This is a genomic window from Pseudomonas sp. S2_E02, from assembly GCF_054668355.1.
The window spans coordinates 5,975,869-5,993,172 of sequence record NZ_CP162761.1; the positions used below are offsets into that span (position 1 = coordinate 5,975,869).

17 protein-coding genes are annotated in these 17,304 nt (G+C 59.3%); 8 read left to right on the forward strand and 9 right to left on the reverse strand.

From position 1 onward, the window contains the following. Window positions 1–65 precede the first annotated feature (65 nt). From dinG to pdxH, 5 genes are all read left to right on the forward strand, one after another. Entirely contained in the window at window positions 66–2,210 is a 2,145-nt protein-coding gene (gene dinG / locus AB4O01_RS26790) for an ATP-dependent DNA helicase DinG (protein ID WP_007918588.1), read from the forward strand. A gap of 95 nt (window positions 2,211–2,305) precedes the next feature. After that, window positions 2,306–4,777, forward strand: a complete 2,472-nt coding sequence (locus tag AB4O01_RS26795) for a beta-galactosidase (RefSeq protein ID WP_460090049.1) — start codon at window positions 2,306–2,308, stop codon at window positions 4,775–4,777. A 139-nt stretch (window positions 4,778–4,916) separates the two neighbouring features. Further along, on the forward strand, window positions 4,917–6,062 hold the full coding sequence (locus AB4O01_RS26800) for a serine hydrolase domain-containing protein (protein WP_093438768.1): 1,146 nt from the start codon (window positions 4,917–4,919) through the stop codon (window positions 6,060–6,062). Between the two features lie 113 nt (window positions 6,063–6,175). Continuing rightward, window positions 6,176–7,276: an OmpA family protein gene (locus AB4O01_RS26805; protein WP_099758181.1), complete on the forward strand. Its 1,101-nt coding sequence runs from the start codon at window positions 6,176–6,178 to the stop codon at window positions 7,274–7,276. Between the two features lie 24 nt (window positions 7,277–7,300). Continuing rightward, window positions 7,301–7,948: a pyridoxamine 5'-phosphate oxidase gene (gene pdxH / locus AB4O01_RS26810; protein WP_099758182.1), complete on the forward strand. Its 648-nt coding sequence runs from the start codon at window positions 7,301–7,303 to the stop codon at window positions 7,946–7,948. Between the two features lie 5 nt (window positions 7,949–7,953). Here pdxH and AB4O01_RS26815 read toward each other — a convergent pair whose 3' ends face one another. Next, entirely contained in the window at window positions 7,954–8,190 is a 237-nt protein-coding gene (locus AB4O01_RS26815; protein WP_093438753.1) for a hypothetical protein, read from the reverse strand. Window positions 8,191–8,358: 168 nt separating this feature from the next. On the opposite strand from AB4O01_RS26815, the gene AB4O01_RS26820 reads away from it, so the two are divergent. Beyond that, a complete protein-coding gene (locus AB4O01_RS26820) occupies window positions 8,359–8,823 on the forward strand; it encodes an outer membrane lipoprotein (protein WP_007969461.1) in 465 nt (154 codons plus the stop codon). Between the two features lie 76 nt (window positions 8,824–8,899). On the opposite strand, the gene AB4O01_RS26825 is transcribed toward AB4O01_RS26820, so the two are convergent. From AB4O01_RS26825 to nhaA, 5 genes are all read right to left on the reverse strand, one after another. Then, window positions 8,900–9,151 carry a pyocin S6 family toxin immunity protein gene (locus tag AB4O01_RS26825; RefSeq protein WP_460090050.1) on the reverse strand — a complete coding sequence of 84 codons (252 nt, stop codon included), beginning with the start codon at window positions 9,149–9,151 and terminating at the stop codon, window positions 8,900–8,902. 27 nt (window positions 9,152–9,178) lie between these two features. Continuing rightward, entirely contained in the window at window positions 9,179–9,424 is a 246-nt protein-coding gene (locus AB4O01_RS26830; RefSeq protein WP_460090051.1) for a colicin E3-like toxin immunity protein, read from the reverse strand. 53 nt (window positions 9,425–9,477) lie between these two features. Continuing rightward, a complete protein-coding gene (locus AB4O01_RS26835; protein WP_460090052.1) occupies window positions 9,478–9,732 on the reverse strand; it encodes a colicin E3-like toxin immunity protein in 255 nt (84 codons plus the stop codon). A gap of 7 nt (window positions 9,733–9,739) precedes the next feature. Further along, on the reverse strand, window positions 9,740–10,954 hold the full coding sequence (locus AB4O01_RS26840; RefSeq protein WP_460090053.1) for an S-type pyocin domain-containing protein: 1,215 nt from the start codon (window positions 10,952–10,954) through the stop codon (window positions 9,740–9,742). A gap of 171 nt (window positions 10,955–11,125) precedes the next feature. Beyond that, window positions 11,126–12,310 carry a Na+/H+ antiporter NhaA gene (gene nhaA / locus AB4O01_RS26845; RefSeq protein WP_116254522.1) on the reverse strand — a complete coding sequence of 395 codons (1,185 nt, stop codon included), beginning with the start codon at window positions 12,308–12,310 and terminating at the stop codon, window positions 11,126–11,128. A gap of 250 nt (window positions 12,311–12,560) precedes the next feature. Here nhaA and AB4O01_RS26850 point away from each other — a divergent pair, with 250 nt between their 5' ends. Further along, window positions 12,561–13,655, forward strand: coding sequence for a PLP-dependent cysteine synthase family protein (locus tag AB4O01_RS26850; RefSeq protein WP_099758185.1), 1,095 nt, complete (start codon window positions 12,561–12,563; stop codon window positions 13,653–13,655). A gap of 136 nt (window positions 13,656–13,791) precedes the next feature. Here the strand turns inward: AB4O01_RS26850 and AB4O01_RS26855 are convergent, their stop codons facing one another. Then, window positions 13,792–15,405: an NAD(P)/FAD-dependent oxidoreductase gene (locus tag AB4O01_RS26855; protein ID WP_116254520.1), complete on the reverse strand. Its 1,614-nt coding sequence runs from the start codon at window positions 15,403–15,405 to the stop codon at window positions 13,792–13,794. Between the two features lie 97 nt (window positions 15,406–15,502). Continuing rightward, window positions 15,503–16,156 carry a COG3650 family protein gene (locus tag AB4O01_RS26860; protein WP_099758187.1) on the reverse strand — a complete coding sequence of 218 codons (654 nt, stop codon included), beginning with the start codon at window positions 16,154–16,156 and terminating at the stop codon, window positions 15,503–15,505. 138 nt (window positions 16,157–16,294) lie between these two features. On the opposite strand from AB4O01_RS26860, the gene AB4O01_RS26865 reads away from it, so the two are divergent. Continuing rightward, window positions 16,295–16,642 carry a hypothetical protein gene (locus AB4O01_RS26865; RefSeq protein WP_257357226.1) on the forward strand — a complete coding sequence of 116 codons (348 nt, stop codon included), beginning with the start codon at window positions 16,295–16,297 and terminating at the stop codon, window positions 16,640–16,642. Between the two features lie 7 nt (window positions 16,643–16,649). Here the strand turns inward: AB4O01_RS26865 and AB4O01_RS26870 are convergent, their stop codons facing one another. Further along, window positions 16,650–17,249: a short chain dehydrogenase gene (locus tag AB4O01_RS26870; RefSeq protein ID WP_460090055.1), complete on the reverse strand. Its 600-nt coding sequence runs from the start codon at window positions 17,247–17,249 to the stop codon at window positions 16,650–16,652. Window positions 17,250–17,304: the final 55 nt, after the last annotated feature.

Genomic DNA, 17,304 nt, shown 5'->3' on the forward strand with positions numbered 1-17,304 from the left:
GGGTATGATAGCCGCCATCCGAAACCACTGAAAATTTATCCAGCGTTTTTTGCGCCCGACAATCCATGATCAGTACTGAACTCAAAACCACGATCCAGGGCGCCTATTCGCGTTTTCTAGAGGCCAAGAGCCTCAAACCGCGTTACGGCCAGCGCCTGATGATCGCTGAAATCGCCAAAGTCCTCGGGGATATCGACACCGACGACGAAGGCCGGCGCAGTGGCGACCCCGCGATTGTCGCGGTGGAAGCCGGCACCGGTACCGGCAAGACAGTGGCCTACAGCCTGGCCGCGATCCCCACCGCCAAACTGGCCGGCAAACGCTTGGTCATCGCCACTGCGACCGTGGCCCTGCAAGAGCAGATCGTCTACAAGGACTTGCCCGACCTGATGCGCAACAGCGGGCTGAACTTCAGCTTCGCTCTGGCCAAGGGCCGTGGCCGCTACATGTGCCTGTCCAAGCTCGACATGCTCTTGCAGGAAGGCCACGCACAAACCGCCACCGCGCAGCTGTTCGAAGAAGAAGGCTTCAAGATCGAGGTTGATGAGGCCAGTCAGAAGCTGTTCACCAGCATGATCGAAAAGCTCGCCGGGAATAAATGGGACGGCGACCGCGACAGCTGGCCGAATGCGCTGGAAGACGCTGACTGGGCGCGCCTGACCACCGATCACAGCCAGTGCACCAACCGCCATTGCCCGAACTTCGGCCAGTGCGCCTTCTACAAGGCCCGCGAAGGCATGGGCAAGGTCGACGTGATCGTCACCAACCACGACATGGTCCTGGCTGACCTGGCACTGGGCGGCGGCGCGGTGTTGCCGGATCCGCGCGACACCATTTACGTGTTCGACGAAGGCCATCACCTGCCGGACAAGGCCATCGGCCACTTCGCCCATTACACGCGCCTGCGTTCCACCGCCGACTGGCTGGAAACCACCGCGAAGAACCTGACCAAACTGCTGGCCCAGCATCCGCTGCCGGGCGATCTTGGCAAATTGATCGAACAAGTGCCGGAACTGGCGCGTGAGATCAAGGCTCAGCAACAGTTCATGTTCAGCGCCTGTGAGCAGGTCGCCGATTTCAAACCCGGCGAAGACGTCGAGGGTCGCGAACGGCCACGGCATCGCTTCGTCGCCGGGGTGATTCCCGAGCACATGCGCGAAATGGGCATCGAGCTGAAAAAAGGCTTTGCCCGTCTCAACGATCTGTTCACCCGTCTGACCGACCTGCTTAAGGAAGGCATGGACGGCGAGGTCAACATCGGCATCGCCAGCAATCAGGCTGAGGAATGGTATCCGCTGTTCGGCAGCCTGTTGTCGCGAGCCTCCGGCAACTGGGAGCTGTGGACTGCGTTCACCGCCGAAGACCCGGAAGACAGCCCGCCGATGGCGCGTTGGCTGACCCTGGCCGAAAGCGGTTCGCTGTTCGATATCGAGGTCAATGCCAGCCCGATCCTGGCGGCGGAAACCTTGCGCCGCAGCTTGTGGAACGTGGCTTACGGCTGCCTGGTGACCTCGGCGACCCTCACGGCGCTGGGCACTTTCGACCGCTTCCGCATGCGCGCCGGTCTGCCGAAAAAGGCCGTCACTGCTGTGGTGCCGAGCCCGTTCCATCACGCCGACGCCGGGGTATTGCGGGTGCCGGACCTGAAGGCCGATCCACGCGATGCCGCCGCACACACGGCAGCGATCATCCGTGAGTTGCCCGATCTGGTCGAAGGCTCGCGCGGCACCTTGGTGTTGTTCTCCTCGCGCAAACAGATGCAGGACGTGTTCGACGGTCTCGACCGCGACTGGCGCAAGCAAGTGTTCATTCAAGGCAACCTGTCGAAACAGGAAACCCTGAACAAGCACAAGGCGCGGGTCGATGGCGGTGATTCCAGCGTGCTGTTCGGTCTGGCCAGTTTCGCTGAAGGTGTCGACTTGCCGGGTGCGTACTGTGAACACGTGGTAATCGCCAAGATCCCGTTCTCGGTCCCGGACGATCCGGTTGAAGCGGCGTTGTCGGAATGGATCGAGGCCCGTGGCGGCAATCCGTTCATGGAAATCTCCGTGCCCGACGCTTCGCTGAAGCTGGTTCAGGCTTGCGGGCGTCTGCTGCGCACCGAAGAAGACCGCGGCACCATCACCTTGCTCGATCGGCGCCTGGTCACCCAGCGCTATGGCAAGGCGATCCTCAATGCGTTGCCTCCTTTCCGTCGTGAAATATCCTGAGACAACGGTGGGCAGTTTTGCCCGCCGTGTTGTCTATCTCTCTGCCATCGCTTTTCCATTGGCCATTGTTGGTCGTTAGGGAGAACTCCGTTCTTATGATCCGCCGTTCGTTGCCTGCCGTATTTGCCTTGATCTTCGCTGCCCCGTTGCTGGCAGCGCCCGCCGGTCAGCAGACCCTGTTCAACTTTGTCCGTCCTGCCGACGTGGTGAAAATCGCCACTGAAAACGCTGATCTGCCGCAAGCCAACGCCGAGCAAACGCCTGAGGGCGAAGTGCTGCGCCGGGTGACGTTCAACCCGGTGGCGCGCCCGACCTTGCGTCTGACGCCGCAGACCGGCGCTTGGGACTGGTCGCAGTCGGGCATGATGACCCTGCGATTGCAGAGCGCAATGGACTGGGCGGTGACGGTCTACGTACAGATCCAGAGCAACGACGGCCGCACCCTGGTCAGCCGCGTCGACCTGCCGGCCGGGCCTGCGCAAACCCTGTTGGTGCCGCTGGTCGCGTCGACACCGCTGAGTCAAGGCATGAAAGCCGGGCCGCCGATGCCGATGACGGTCGATGGTCAACGGATACTGCTCGCCAGCAGCAGCGGTGAGATCGACCGCAGCCAAGTGGTCTCGGTGAGCCTGTCGATGGATCAGCCGAAAGTCGCGCAGAGTTTGCTGCTGGAGCGTTTCGGTGTGCAGGACGGCGAATCGGTCACCCAGGCCGTTTACGGCAATCTGGTCGACGCCTACGGGCAATCGACGCGTAGCAAGTGGCCGGAAAAGATCAGCAACGACGAACAACTGAAATCCGCCGCCGCCAAGGAACAGCAACAACTGAAAATCTGGCTGGCCGAGCGTGAGAAGTCCTCGCTGGACAAATTTGGTGGCTGGAACAAAGGCCCGGCGTTCAAGGCCAGCGGTTTCTTCCGTACTGAAAAGCGTGATGGCCGCTGGTATCTGGTCACGCCTGAAGGTCATCCGTTTTACTCGCTGGGCGTGAACACCGTCAGCCCGCAGGTCAACCAGACCTACGTGGCCGGTCGTGAGTACATGTTTGAATCCCTGCCTAAACCTGATGAACCGTTGGCCAAGCATTTTGGCGAGGGTGACAACCGTGGCGGCAACGGTGTTGATCAGGGCCGGGGATACGGCAACGGGCGCTGGTACGACTTCTATGGCGCCAACCTGCAGCGCGTGTACGGTGAACCGTGCAAAGCCGACAGTGAGAGCAAGTCCGGAGTCGCCGAAGCGGCCAGGTCTGCCGCCGCTGAAACGGCCGCCGAGAAAGCCGCAGAACCTGTGTCTGTGGCTGCCGAGCCGAAGTCCGGCGTCGCTGAGGCAGCCAAAACTGAAACCGTACAAGCGACAGCGGAAAAGGCTGCTGAGCCGTGCAAGGCCACCATCGATGAGCAACAGTGGGCCAGCCACACGCTCGATCGCCTGCAAGCCTGGGGCTTCAACACGGTAGGTAACTGGAGTGCCGATTCGCTAAGTGATGCCGAGCGTGTGCCTTACACCTTGCCGCTGTCGATCGTCGGTGACTACACCAGCATCAGCACCGGCAGCGACTGGTGGGGTGGTATGCCGGATCCGTTTGATCCGCGTTTCGCCATGGCCACCGAGCGCGCCGTCGCCATCGCCGCCCGCGATCACCGCGACGATCCGTGGCTGATCGGCTACTACGCCGACAACGAACTGGCGTGGGCCGGTCCCGGCGATGATCCGAAATCCCGCTATGCGCTGGCTTATGGCACCCTGAAGATGACCACCGACGTACCGGCCAAACGTGCGTTCCTCAAGCAATTGCGCGACAAGTACCGCAATCAGGCGGGGCTGTCGAAGGCGTGGGGCATCGATCTGCCGGCGTGGGAATTGATGGAAGACCCGGGTTTCGTGCCTCCGCTGCCGAATCCCGAGCATCCGGAAATCGAGGCGGACTTCAAATATTTCCAGAAAGTCTTCGCCGACACTTACTTCAAAACTATCTCCGACTCGCTGAAATGGCATGCGCCGAACCAGTTGCTGCTTGGCGGTCGCTTCGCCATCAGCACGCCGGAAGCCGTGGCGTCCTGCGCGCAGTATTGCGATGTACTGAGCTTCAACATGTACACGCTGAAACCGCAGGACGGTTATGACTTTGCCGCCCTGGACGCTTTGGACAAACCGGTAATGATCACCGAATTCAACTTTGGCTCAGCGGATCGTGGCCCGTTCTGGGGCGGCGTCACGCAACTGGCCAAGGAAGACGATCGCGGCCCGGCCTACGCCAACTTCCTCAAACAAGCGCTGAGTGAACCGTCGATTGTTGGCGTGCATTGGTTCCAGTATCTGGACCAACCGGTAACCGGCCGTCTGCTTGATGGTGAGAACGGCCACTTCGGTCTGGTGGGAGTGACTGATCTGCCGTATCAGGGTTTTGTCGAGTCAGTGCGCAAGAGCAATTTGCAGGCGATTGATCAGTTGGGCAAAGAGGCTGAGAAAGCCCCTGAGCACGAAGCCGAAGGCGGCAGGAAAGGTGAGGCTGGCAAAGGTGCGGGAGCGGGGCACGCGGGTGGGCACTCGGGGAATGGTCATTAATCTGTGATGCGCTAAAAGATCGCAGCCTGCGATCTTTTGACTTGGCTTTTAACCGTCTGGCCCGCAGCTGTTCCCAAATCCCTCGAGGGCTGGAACAATGCGGGCCACTTTGTAGAGCGTTTTCGCGGGGGAGTTGCGGGTGCAGATTCAGGGACATTACGAGCTTCAGTTCGAAGCGGTGCGCGAAGCTTTCGCCGCACTGTTCGACGATCCCCAGGAACGCGGCGCAGCCCTGTGCATCAAGGTCGGTGGAGAAACCGTTCTCGACCTCTGGTCCGGCACTGCCGACAAGGATGGCACTGAGGCCTGGCACAGCGACACCATCGCCAACCTGTTCTCCTGCACCAAAACCTTCACTGCCGTCACCGCGCTGCAACTGGTCGGCGAAGGCAAGTTGCAATTGGATGTTCCGGTCGCCCGCTACTGGCCGGAATTCGCCGCTGCCGGCAAAGAATCCATCACCCTGCGCCAATTGCTCTGCCACCAGGCCGGTCTGCCGGCCCTGCGCGAGCTGCTGGCGCCGGAAGCGCTCTACGACTGGCAAACCATGGTCGACGCCCTTGCGGCAGAAGCGCCATGGTGGACGCCGGGCACCGGTCACGGTTATGCCGCGATCACTTATGGCTGGCTGATCGGTGAATTGCTGCGCCGTGCTGACGGTCGTGGGCCGGGTGAATCGATCGTCGCTCGTGTCGCCAAACCGTTGGGTCTGGATTTTCACGTCGGTCTGGCTGACGAAGAATTCCACCGGGTGGCGCATATCGCTCGCGGCAAGGGCAATGCTGGTGATGCTGCCGCGCAACGTCTGCTGCAAGTGACCATGCGCGAACCGACTGCCATGACCACCCGTGCTTTTACCAATCCGCCGTCGGTGCTGACCAGCACCAACAAACCTGAGTGGCGACGCATGCAGCAACCGGCGGCCAATGGCCACGGGAATGCGCGCAGTCTGGCCGGTTTCTACGCTGGGTTGCTCGACGGCAGCCTGCTCGAAAGCGACATGCTCGAAGAGCTGACCCGCGAACACAGCCTCGGCGAAGACAAGACTTTGTTGACCCAGACCCGTTTCGGTCTGGGCTGCATGCTTGATCAACCGGATGTGCCCAACGCCACTTACGGCCTTGGCCCACGGGCGTTCGGCCATCCGGGCGCGGGCGGTTCCATCGGTTTTGCTGACCCCGAGCATGATGTCGCGTTTGGTTTTGTGACAAATACCCTTGGGCCGTACGTCTTGATGGATCCGCGCGCGCAAAAGCTCGCGCGGGTGCTTGCCACTTGTCTGTAAAGTTCCATTCGGGATTCCAGGGCCGGAACCTCGAACGTTTTTTCGTTTCAAAGCGACTGTTTATCCGGGCGAAAGTGCTCTGATTTTTCATTACTTCATTTTGTGGATTTTCAATGTCATCTAAAAAGACCCTCGCCCTGGCCCTGTGTGTAGCGATCACCGGTTGTGCACAGACCCCGAAAAACGATGCGGACGGCGGCAGTTGGTGGCCGTTCGGTTCTTCCGACAAGGTGGCGGCCAAAGAACCCGCGCCGGCGCCTTTGAAACCGGCTGCTACCGCACCGGTTGCCAAATCTGAAAGCAGCAGCCCATGGTACTGGCCGTTCGGTTCCGATGATGAAGCGGCCAAGGCCGACATGAAGGCTGAAGTCGCCCCGGAAGCGAAAAAACCGGTCACCGTGGCCAAAGCTGAAGCCGACGCGGGTGGCAAATGGTGGTGGCCGTTCGGCGGCAAGGATCAACCCACCACCAAAGCCGTGCCGATGCCGGATCCGAAAGTGACCCAAGCCTGGCTCGACGATTACGAGCCGCGCCTGCGTGAAGCGGTCAAGGACAGCAATCTGCAACTCGAACGCCGTGAAAACGTGCTGGTCGTGACCGCGCCGGTGGAAGGCTCGTTCAACCCGGATCGTCCAGCCATGTTGCTGCCGGTCACCCTCGGCCCGTTCACCCGCGTGGCGAAAATCCTTGAAGCCGACCCGAAAACTGCCGTGCTGGTCCTTGGCCACAGCGATTCCAGTGGTGCCGCGCCTGCCAATATCAAACTGAGCCAGGAGCGTGCCCAGGCCATCGCCGCAATCTTCCGTCTCAGCGGCCTGCAGCGTGATCGCCTGATGCTGCGTGGCATGGGTTCCGAAGCACCGCGTGCGGCCAACGACAGTGTTGAAGGTCGTGCGTTGAATCGTCGTGTTGAACTGCTGGTGACCCCGCAGAACACCATGGTTGCCTTGCTGAGCAAGTACAACATGCCGGCACCGAAGCCAGTGACCCTGGTCGCGGCACAGGACGTCAAGCCAGTCGCCAAACCGGTCACTCCGGCTCCTGCCGCGAAAAAAGCCGCTGTACCGGCAACCAAAAAGGCTCCGGTAAAAAAAGCGGCTGCCAAGGCACCGGCCAAAAAAGCCCCGGCCAAGGCCCCAGCGAAAAAGACTGCTCCAGCCAAAGCCGCCGCGACCGACAAGAAAGTCGCCGCGACCGATACCACCAAGAAGTGATCCGCTAACGAAAAGGAATGCGCCATGACCCAGGCTCTGGCAGATATGCGTCGTGATTACACCCGGGATGGGCTGACAGAGGCGCAAGCCCCGGCTGAGCCATTTGCGTTGTTTCACCAGTGGTTTGCCGACGCGGTGAAAACCGAACAGGCGCCAGTGGAAGCCAACGCCATGACCCTGGCCACGGTCGACAAGGATGGGCGACCGCATTGCCGCATTCTGCTGCTCAAGGGCCTGGACGAGCAGGGCTTCACCTTCTTCACCAACTACGACAGCGCCAAGGGTCAGCATCTGGCGGCCAACCCGTTCGCCGCCATGACTTTCTTCTGGCCAACCCTCGAACGCCAGGTGCGCATCGAAGGGCGGGTGGTGAAGGTCACGCCTGCGGAGTCGGATGCGTATTATCAGGTGCGTCCGCTGGGCAGCCGTCTCGGTGCCTGGGCATCACCACAGAGCCGGGTGATCAACGGGCGCGGTGAACTGGAAGATTTGCTCGAGGCCACCGAGCAGCGTTTCTCCGACACTCAACCCGACTGTCCGGAACACTGGGGTGGTTACCGTTTGTTGCCTGAGCGCATCGAATTCTGGCAAGGCCGTCCGAGCCGTCTGCACGATCGCCTCAACTACCGTGTGCAGGGCGCCGACTGGATTCTTGAACGTCTGGCACCTTAAGCAGTCTACCGAGCGGGATAGCCTGCCGCAGCGGCCTCCAGCCACTTCGGCAGATCCCGGCGCTTGATCTTCTGCATCTGAGCATTCGCTAACTGTTCGAGCATGAAGGCACGTTTTCCTTCATCCTTGCCCGCCAGTGACAGCGCCAGGTCGCGATCCATCCAGCGCTTGATCCGCACGTACAACCACCAATGGAAGTACAAACCAGCGGCAGTGGTGACGACGATGATGAAGTAATCCATGAAAATCCTTGGTGTCCGTGGCGCGGAATCGGTAATTTGGCGCTACTGTTGGGAAACCTTGCAGGCGTCTGTACCGCGCCTGAATGAAAGCCAATTTATCCGGGCGGCGTCGTGACAGGCGTCAAGCCACGGAGTTTAATGAATATATGTTCCTTTGGAGTTGATGCTATGCGTAAGTCTGTTCTGCTGGTTGCTTCCTTTTCCACGATGGCGATGTTGCTTACCGGCTGCCAATCGAGCCTGACCGGTGACTCCTACTCCCGTGACGAAGCGCGTCGTGTGCAGACGATTCGCATGGGTACCATCGAATCCCTGCGTCCGGTGAAAATCGAAGGCACCAAGACCCCGATCGGCGGCGCTGCAGGCGCGGTGGTCGGCGGCGTCGGCGGCAGCGCGATCGGCGGCGGCAAGGGCAGCATCGTTGCTGCGGTTATCGGTGCGGTGGCGGGCGGTCTGATCGGTTCGGCGACTGAAGAAGGCCTGACCCGTACCCAAGGTGTGGAAATCACCGTGCGTGAAGACGATGGCAGCATGCGTGCCTATGTGCAGCAGGTGCAGGAGAACGAAGTGTTCCGCGTTGGCGAGCGCGTGCGCATCTCCACCGTTGGTGGGACCAGCCGCGTTTCGCACTAAGCGGAATTCAGGGTAAAGAAAACCCCGATCAGGTGACTGGTCGGGGTTTTTTGTTTTTTGCTTCCAATTCGGTAAGTCAGTAATCAGCACAGGTGCCCATGAAAAACTCCAAACCCTTCGGGAGGCTAACTTTGAGAAGAGTTTTCAGCGCAGTGACTTGATCTGTAGTCAATAGCAGCTCTCCGGGTTCCAATTCATTCAGGGGCTTAGACTCAATGAACTGTGCAACTTTTTCGTTCATCTCGCTATCTTGGATATACAGCTCGAATTGCAAAGAGTCATCTTGAACGTCATCAGGGTAAAAGCCGGTTATCGAAAGGTAGCGCATAAAGTTTCAATAGCCTGTTTGTCGGTATTAACTGTAGTCAAACGAAATTTGATAGTCGTTGGCACTCAGAATGATTTGATGTTGAAAGTACGGCTGAATGGTCGCACCCCACTTCTCGACGACGTTGAAGCTGCCATTATTGATGTTGCCCTCCACCGGAATGCCCAAGGCATTCAGTACTGATTCATCATCCCCCAGATCTTTTGACGACTCCTCGCCCTGCAATTGCAGGGTTGCTGTGTCGTACCATTCCAGTCTCAGTTCTAGCCCCATCTCTTCCTCACAGATATCTTTTTTTGATATTTTTTCGGGTGTTGAATGGGTGCCTACCAGTTGTTGCGGTATACGAACGATATCTGATAGTCGTAAGACGAATATTGAATGAAGTGCTGGAAGTACGGTTGAAGAATCTTTAACCAATCGGATTTAACATTAAATCCGCCATTATTTATGTTTCTGGCAGGCGACAGGCCTAACGCTTCAATTAGTGAGCAGTCCTCACCAAAATCTTTCGACAGCTCCTCTCCTTCACCCAGTTCGGTTTGCTTGTCATACCATTCAAGCCTGGCCTTCAGTCCCATGTAATCCTCATAAATATTTTTTGATATTTCGTTTCTTTTTGGGCGGATCTATCTGTTCGCCGGTCCTATGGTCGAAAGAGCCTAAATGGCTGCCATCGCTTGCGCGGTATGCCTCAAGTTCACCGTGCAGATAGTCCCATTCGTAGATTATCCGGCCTTTCGCGTTGATCCAGCGATCCCGAAGCCCTCCGTTGTATGGTGTTTTCTTTTTTGCTCTTCTCAAATCAGGAAAGGCTGTTATATCCACCGTTTCAGGAGCTGGGTGATAGGTATGACCCTCTTCGGCGGTACCTTTCGCAGCGCTGACAACAATGTAAATCGGTTTTACTCCCGACCCCACCGGAAAAACCAGAATGAAATCCCGGTACTCCGGCGGATAAACCGGATTCACCAGCATCCCATCCGCCGCTTTCGTCGGCGGATAAACCCAGATGTGCGGTGCCTGCGGTGCAGCCTCCAGCGCAGGAATGCCGAGGATGTCCGAGCCATTCACAGCCGGCGTCCAGATCAGTTCTACGCCTTCTCCCAAGTCAGCAATGAACTGGCTGTCGCGCAACTTGAACTGCACGACATCAACCATTTCCCAATCGCGATTCTTGCCGGTGTAGAAGCCATAGCCCTTCAGGCTGCCGTCGGCCTGCTGTTCGACCCTCAGCCGAACACGCGTTCGCGCCTGTTCAAGTCCACGCAGTTGCTCGTCGTTATAGAGTGCGCTGTCACCAAGGTTCGAGGGCATGAGCAGCGCTACCAGGGTCACCAATGGCGTGACCACTGCGGTGGATATAACTGTGGGCAGTGCTTTGAAAGCCGAACCCGTCAACGCAAAACTGCCGAAGCCTGCCGGGATGGCCGTTGCGCCGATTTTCTTGAGAGGCACTGCGCCGCTTTCATCGGCTTCACGCGCGCCCAGCAGAATCAGATCGCCGTAATCCTTCAGGCTGTCGGTCGGCACCATCCCCGAAGGACTGGAGTAATCGATAATCGCATCCGGCAATTTGCAGGACTTGGCAAATACGCAACCGGCACGCACGGGCTCGGCTTTCTTGACCGCCACCTCACGGCTGCGCTCGAAAGCCTCCTGCCGTGCCAGCATGGTGTCGTAAGCGTTTTGTCTGGCGTCGCGCTCGGCCAATTCCGTGGCCGTCATGTAGCGGTAGGTAACGTGATGCCCGTCGCCTTGCGGTGGGTTTTGAACCCGGGGGATGTCCTTGTTGCCAGCCACTGATCGTCCTTTCGTTCATCCATCGACAGCCCTTCGCAAAGGGCTGCGCAACGTTAACGAAGCAGGAAAATGGTGGCTGTAGGACGCGTCTCTAAAGACGTGGGATTGTTCGCTGTGTAACAGGAACGCAGGAAACTTGTGGCGAGGGAGCTTGCTCCCTCGCCAAAGAGGTTATATCGCTTGGGAGTTCTTGCGACTCGCCGCCGCCGTCACCGCATAACCAATCAACGCCGCCAGAATCGACCCGGTCAAAATTCCCATCCGGTCCATCCCGGCGTAATCACTCACACCCGGCTCAAACGCCAGTGAACCGACAAACAGGCTCATGGTGAAGCCAATGCCGCACAGGATCGCCACGCCCAGCACCTGACCCCAGTTGGCGCCTTGGGGCAGGGTGGCGATGCCAATCTTCACGGCCAGCCATGTCAGGCCGAATACACCGACGGTCTTGCCCAGCAGCAGGCCTACCGCAATGCCCATGGGCACGTGATGGGTGAAGCTTTCGACGGTTACACCGCTCAGTGAAAGGCCGGCGTTGGCGAAGGCGAACAGCGGCAGGATGCCGTAGGCCACCCATGGGTGCAGCGCATGTTCGAGGGTCAGCAACGGCGACGGCTCGGCGTTTTTCGTGCGCAATGGAATGCAGAAGGCCAACGTCACACCCGCCAGCGTGGCGTGCACACCGCTTTTGAGTACACAGACCCAGAGGATCAAGCCGATGATCATGTACGGCCCAAGCTTGACCACCCCGAGCCGGTTCATCGCCACCAGCGCCGCGATGCACGCTGCTGCAAGACCCAGCGACAGGGTCGACAGTTCGCCTGAGTAGAAGATCGCGATGATCACGATGGCGCCGAGGTCATCGATGATCGCCAGGGTCATCAGGAACAGTTTCAGCGACACCGGTACGCGCTTGCCGAGCAGGGCCAGCACGCCGAGGGCGAAGGCGATGTCGGTCGCGGTCGGGATCGCCCAGCCGTCGAGGGCCGCCGGATTATCGCGATTGAGGAACCAGTAGATCAGCGCTGGCACCAGCATGCCGCCGATCGCTGCGGCGCCGGGCAGGACGATCTGCGACGGTTTCGACAGCTGACCATCGAGGACTTCGCGCTTCACTTCCAGGCCGATGAGCAGGAAGAACATCGCCATCAGACCGTCATTGATCCACAGCAGCAGGGGTTTAGCGATTTTCAACGCACCGATCTGCGCCACCACCGGGGTGTCGAGCAGGCCGGTGTACAGCCACGACAGCGGCGAGTTGTTGATAATCAGGGCCAGGATGGCCGCGGCGATCAATAACAGACCGCTGGCAGCTTCCAACTGAAAGAAACGCGTGAAAGTGCTACGCAGAGGCAAGGTCGCTCTCCATCGATAAAGTCAAAAGGTGGGACACCCTAACCCGTACTGTTAGTTGTTAAAACAAAAGTTATATTCTTTTTTGTTATATGTCGTTACAAGGTGTCTGGCTCAAGCCATGCTGAGCCTAGCAGTTGCCTGACATATTGAGACTCAGCTGTATCTGTGCGCGCTATAGGATTTTTCCTAAGCTGATGAGTGAGCCTTTCTAACAGCTTCATCTCCTGCCGATTCAACGAGAACCATCACCATGAGCGACAACCGACAGTGGGCCCGCGAAGCCATCCGCATCATCGAGGCGGATTTTCAGCGCAGCGCCGACACCCACCTGATCCCTTTGCCGCTGCCGGGTTTTGCAGGCATCGAGTTGTACTTCAAGGATGAGTCGAGCCATCCGACCGGCAGCCTCAAGCATCGGCTGGCTCGTTCGCTGTTTCTCTATGCATTGTGTAACGGCTGGCTGAAACCTGGCGCGCCGGTGATCGAGGCGTCCAGCGGTTCGACGGCGATTTCCGAAGCGTATTTCGCGCGGATGCTCGGCCTGCCGTTTATTGCGGTGATGCCGGCGACCACGTCCAAAGAGAAGATCGCGCAGATCGCGTTCTACGGTGGCCAAAGTCATCTGGTGAAAGATCCGACGCAGATCTACGCCGAATCCGAGCGCCTGGCCCGCGAACATGGCGGCCACTTCATCGACCAGTTCACCTACGCCGAACGTGCCACTGACTGGCGCGCGAACAACAACATTGCCGAATCGATCTTCCAGCAGATGCGCTATGAGAAGCACCCGGAACCGAGCTGGCTGATTTCCAGCCCCGGCACCGGCGGCACCACCGCGACCCTGGGTCGTTATGTGCGCTATCGCCAGCATTGCACCCGCGTTTTGTGCGCCGATGCCGAGCGTTCGGTGTTCTTCGATTACTACCAAACGGGCGATGCGAGTTTGCGCCTGGACTGCGGTTCGCGCATTGAAGGCATTGGCCGGCCGCGCGTTGAGGCGTCGTTCCTGCCGAAGGTGATCGATGCAATGGTCAAAGTGCCGGATGCCTTGTCGCTGGCGGCCATGCACTATCTGGCGCAGCGTCTGGGACGGCATGTTGGCGGTTCGAGCGGGACCAATCTGATCGGTGCGTTGATGGCGGCGCAGCAGATGAAAGCGGCGGGGGAGTCGGGGTCTATCGTGGCGATTCTGTGCGATGGCGGCGAGCGGTATGCCGACACCTATTACGATCAGGATTGGCTGAAGGCGCAGGGGTATGAGTTGAGTGGGTTGATCGAAGCGGTGGCGGCGAGTGCCGAGCGGGGTGAGCCGCTGCCTGACTCAGTCCTGCGCGCCAATATCTGAAGAAACGCAAAAACCAATTTGGGAGCGAGCCTGCTCGCGAAGGCGTCATCTCATTCAACATCATCATTGACTGAAATAGCGCTTTCGCGAGCAGGCTCGCTCCCACAGGGTTTTGTGTTGAGTCAGCTAATGCTGATCAGGCTTCAAGGCCGAGGATGTCCCGCGCCACGGCTTCAGCAATGCGAATCCCGTCAACACCTGCCGACAGAATCCCGCCCGCATAACCCGCGCCTTCGCCCGCCGGGAACAAGCCCTTCACGTTCATGCTTTGCAGCGTTTCGTTACGGGTAATTCGCAGCGGCGAAGAGGTGCGCGTCTCGATCCCGGTCAACACCGCATCGTGCAGCGAGTAACCGCGAATCTGCTTCTCGAACGCCGGCAACGCTTCGCGGATCGCCTCAATGGCAAAATCCGGCAATGCCAAGGCCAGGTCACCCAGCGCCACGCCCGGTTTGTACGACGGCTCGACTTCGCCCAGTTCGGTCGAAGGAATGTCGTTGATGAAGTCGCCAACCAGTTGCGCCGGGGCTTTGTAATCGCTGCCGCCGAGAATAAAGGCGTGTGATTCCAGACGTTCCTGCAACTCGATCCCGGCCAGCGGGCCACCCGGGTAATCGACTTCCGGGGTGATGCCGACAACGATGCCGGAGTTGGCGTTGCGCTCGTTACGCGAATACTGGCTCATGCCGTTGGTGACCACGCGGTTCGGCTCGGAAGTCGCCGCGACCACTGTGCCGCCCGGGCACATGCAGAAGCTGTAGACCGAACGGCCGTTCTTGGCGTGGTGCACCAGCTTGTAGTCGGCGGCCCCGAGTTTCGGGTGGCCGGCGTACTTGCCCAGGCGCGCACGGTCGATCAGTGACTGCGGGTGCTCGATGCGGAAACCCACCGAAAACGGCTTGGCTTCCATGAACACACCACGGCTGTGGAGCATGCGGAAGGTGTCGCGGGCACTGTGGCCGAGGGCCAGAACCACGTGTTTCGAATGCAGGGTTTCGCCGCTCGCCAGTTGCACGCCGACCAGTTGGCCGTCTTCGATCAGCACGTCGCTGACGCGCTCCTGGAAACGCACTTCGCCGCCCAGTTCGCGGATCTGTTCGCGCATGTTTTCAACCATGCCGGTCAGACGGAACGTACCGATGTGCGGTTTGCTGACGTAGAGGATTTCCTCCGGCGCGCCGGCCTTGACGAATTCGTGCAGGACTTTGCGGCCAAGGAATTTCGGGTCCTTGATCTGGCTGTACAGCTTGCCGTCGGAGAATGTGCCCGCGCCGCCTTCGCCGAACTGCACGTTGGATTCGGGGTTGAGCACGCTTTTACGCCACAGGCCCCAGGTGTCCTTGGTGCGCTGACGGACTTCGGTGCCGCGTTCGAGAATGATCGGCTTGAAGCCCATCTGTGCCAGCAGCAGGCCGGCGAAGATCCCGCACGGACCGAAACCGACGACGATCGGGCGCTGGCTCAGGTCGCTTGGCGCTTCGCCGACGAATTTGTAGCTGACATCCGGCGCCACGTTGACGTTACGGTCGTCGGCGAACTTGCCCAACACTTTGGCCTCGTCGCGCACTTCGAGATCGATGGTGTAGATGAAGCACAGTTCGGAGGACTTTTTGCGCGCATCGTAGCTGCGCTTGAACAAGGTGAAATCGAGCAGATCATCGCTGGCGATGCCCAGGCGTTGCACGATGGCAACGCGCAGGTCTTCTTCGGGATGGTCGATTGGCAGCTTGAGTTCAGTGATTCGTAACATGGCGAGGATCCGGGTTCGCGGGGCGCACAACTGCGCCAGGGCGTTTGAAGGCCGCGATTATAAGCCGCAAAGGCCGGATCCGGTGAGGCTAAAACGCTCAGTCGTTGCGCGATCCGCCGAAATACCCGCAACCGCGCTGCACCTGGCCGTCGATGCGCAGTTCGGCGCTCATGTGCTGCACGCTGCCGGTGCTGCTGTCGACGCAGCGCTGCGGCGCGACCCACAACTCGATGCGCTGGTTATTGGCTTCGCTGCTCAGATTGAAGCGGCCGTCGCCCAGTTGTTCTTCAACATAGGGCACCGCGAGTGGCGGCTGGCCTGCGCGGTCGATGACCATGCCTTTGCCGCTGACTTTGACGTTCCATTCCGGGCCATGGCCGGCCGCGCGCAGGATCAGTTGTTTGAAGTTGGGATCATCGCACGCGGTGCCGGAGCGCTCGACGCGGTACAGCTGAGTCAGGTCGAGTCGATCGCCGGCAACTTTGCCGCGAACATCGGCAAACAGTTTGCCTTGCTCATCAGCCAGCGTTGCCGCTTCTTGCAGAATGCTGGTGCCACCAATGTCATTGACCACCAGTTGACGCTGCTCCTGGCACGGCTGGAACACCAGTTTGCCGTCGGCAGCGGTCAGTTGCCCCTGCATCCGCGTCTGCCCGACGTGCGAAGCACTTTCTCGCTGGCCATCGAGCAACTGGCAAGCGGCAAACAATGGCAGCAGGGCAATAACGACTAACGAACGGGCAACACGCATCTTCGGCTCTCCAGACAAGTGCCGCCACGTTACTGAGGCTGACTGCCGATCACAAGGTTTGTCTGGCCACTATTGAGTTGGGCATGGGGTCGCCGCATAGTCTGCGCTTGTCTGGTTTGATGGATCGAGGTGCGCTCAATGCAATGGAAGGTCGCGATACTGCTATTGGTAACGTCATGCGCTGGCACCAGCCAGGCTGCCGATCTTGATTTTTCCTCAGCGGCTGATTTCGCAAGGATGGAAATTCTGCTCAGGGATGATCAGGGCGCTCATCCGGACTTTGCTCAGCTTTCCGTTACCCTGACTCCCGAAGCGACCGCCCGGGCCAAGGCAATCAGTCGTGAGGCGCTGGGCCAGCCATTGAACCTGTCGATCAATGGCCAGCACATTTCAACAACTACAGTGCATTCGGAGCTTGGTGGGTTGCTCAGGATCGTGATGCCGCGACCTGTTGCCAAAAGCCTGTTACCGACTTTGATCGAGTAAATGAAGCTCAGCCCACGTGAAATGTCTGACCTGTCTGCAGGCCTTCCACACTCTTCGCGTAGGCCAGCGCCACATCCGCCGCAGGAACCGGCTTGTAACCACGGAAATACGGGGCGTAGCTACCCATGGCTTCCAGCAGTACGGTCGGGCTGATCGAGTTCACTCGCAGGCCGCGTGGCAGTTCGATGGCGGCGGCGCGCACGAAGCTGTCGAGGGCGCCGTTGACCAGCGCTGCCGAGGCGCCGCTGCGGATCGGATCATGGCTGAGCACTCCGGTGGTAAAAGTGAAGGAGCCGCCGTCATTGGCGAATTCGCGGCCGATCAGCAGCAGATTGACCTGGCCCATCAGTTTGTCTTTAAGCCCGAGGACGAAGCTGTCTTCAGTCATCTCGCCCAGTGGGGCGAAGGTCACGTTGCCGGCGGCGCACACCAAGGCATCGAACCTGCCAGTTTTTTCGAACAATTTGCGGATCGATGCGCTGTCGCTGATATCCACCTGCAAGTCACCGCTGGTGCGGCCAATGCGGATGACTTCATGGCGTTGCGACAGTTCTTTGTCCACCGCCGAACCAATGGTGCCGCCAGCGCCTATCAACAGAATCTTCATCGTGCCGTACCTCAAGTGATTGAACGAGGTTTCAGTCTAGAGTGGTTTTTTCTGT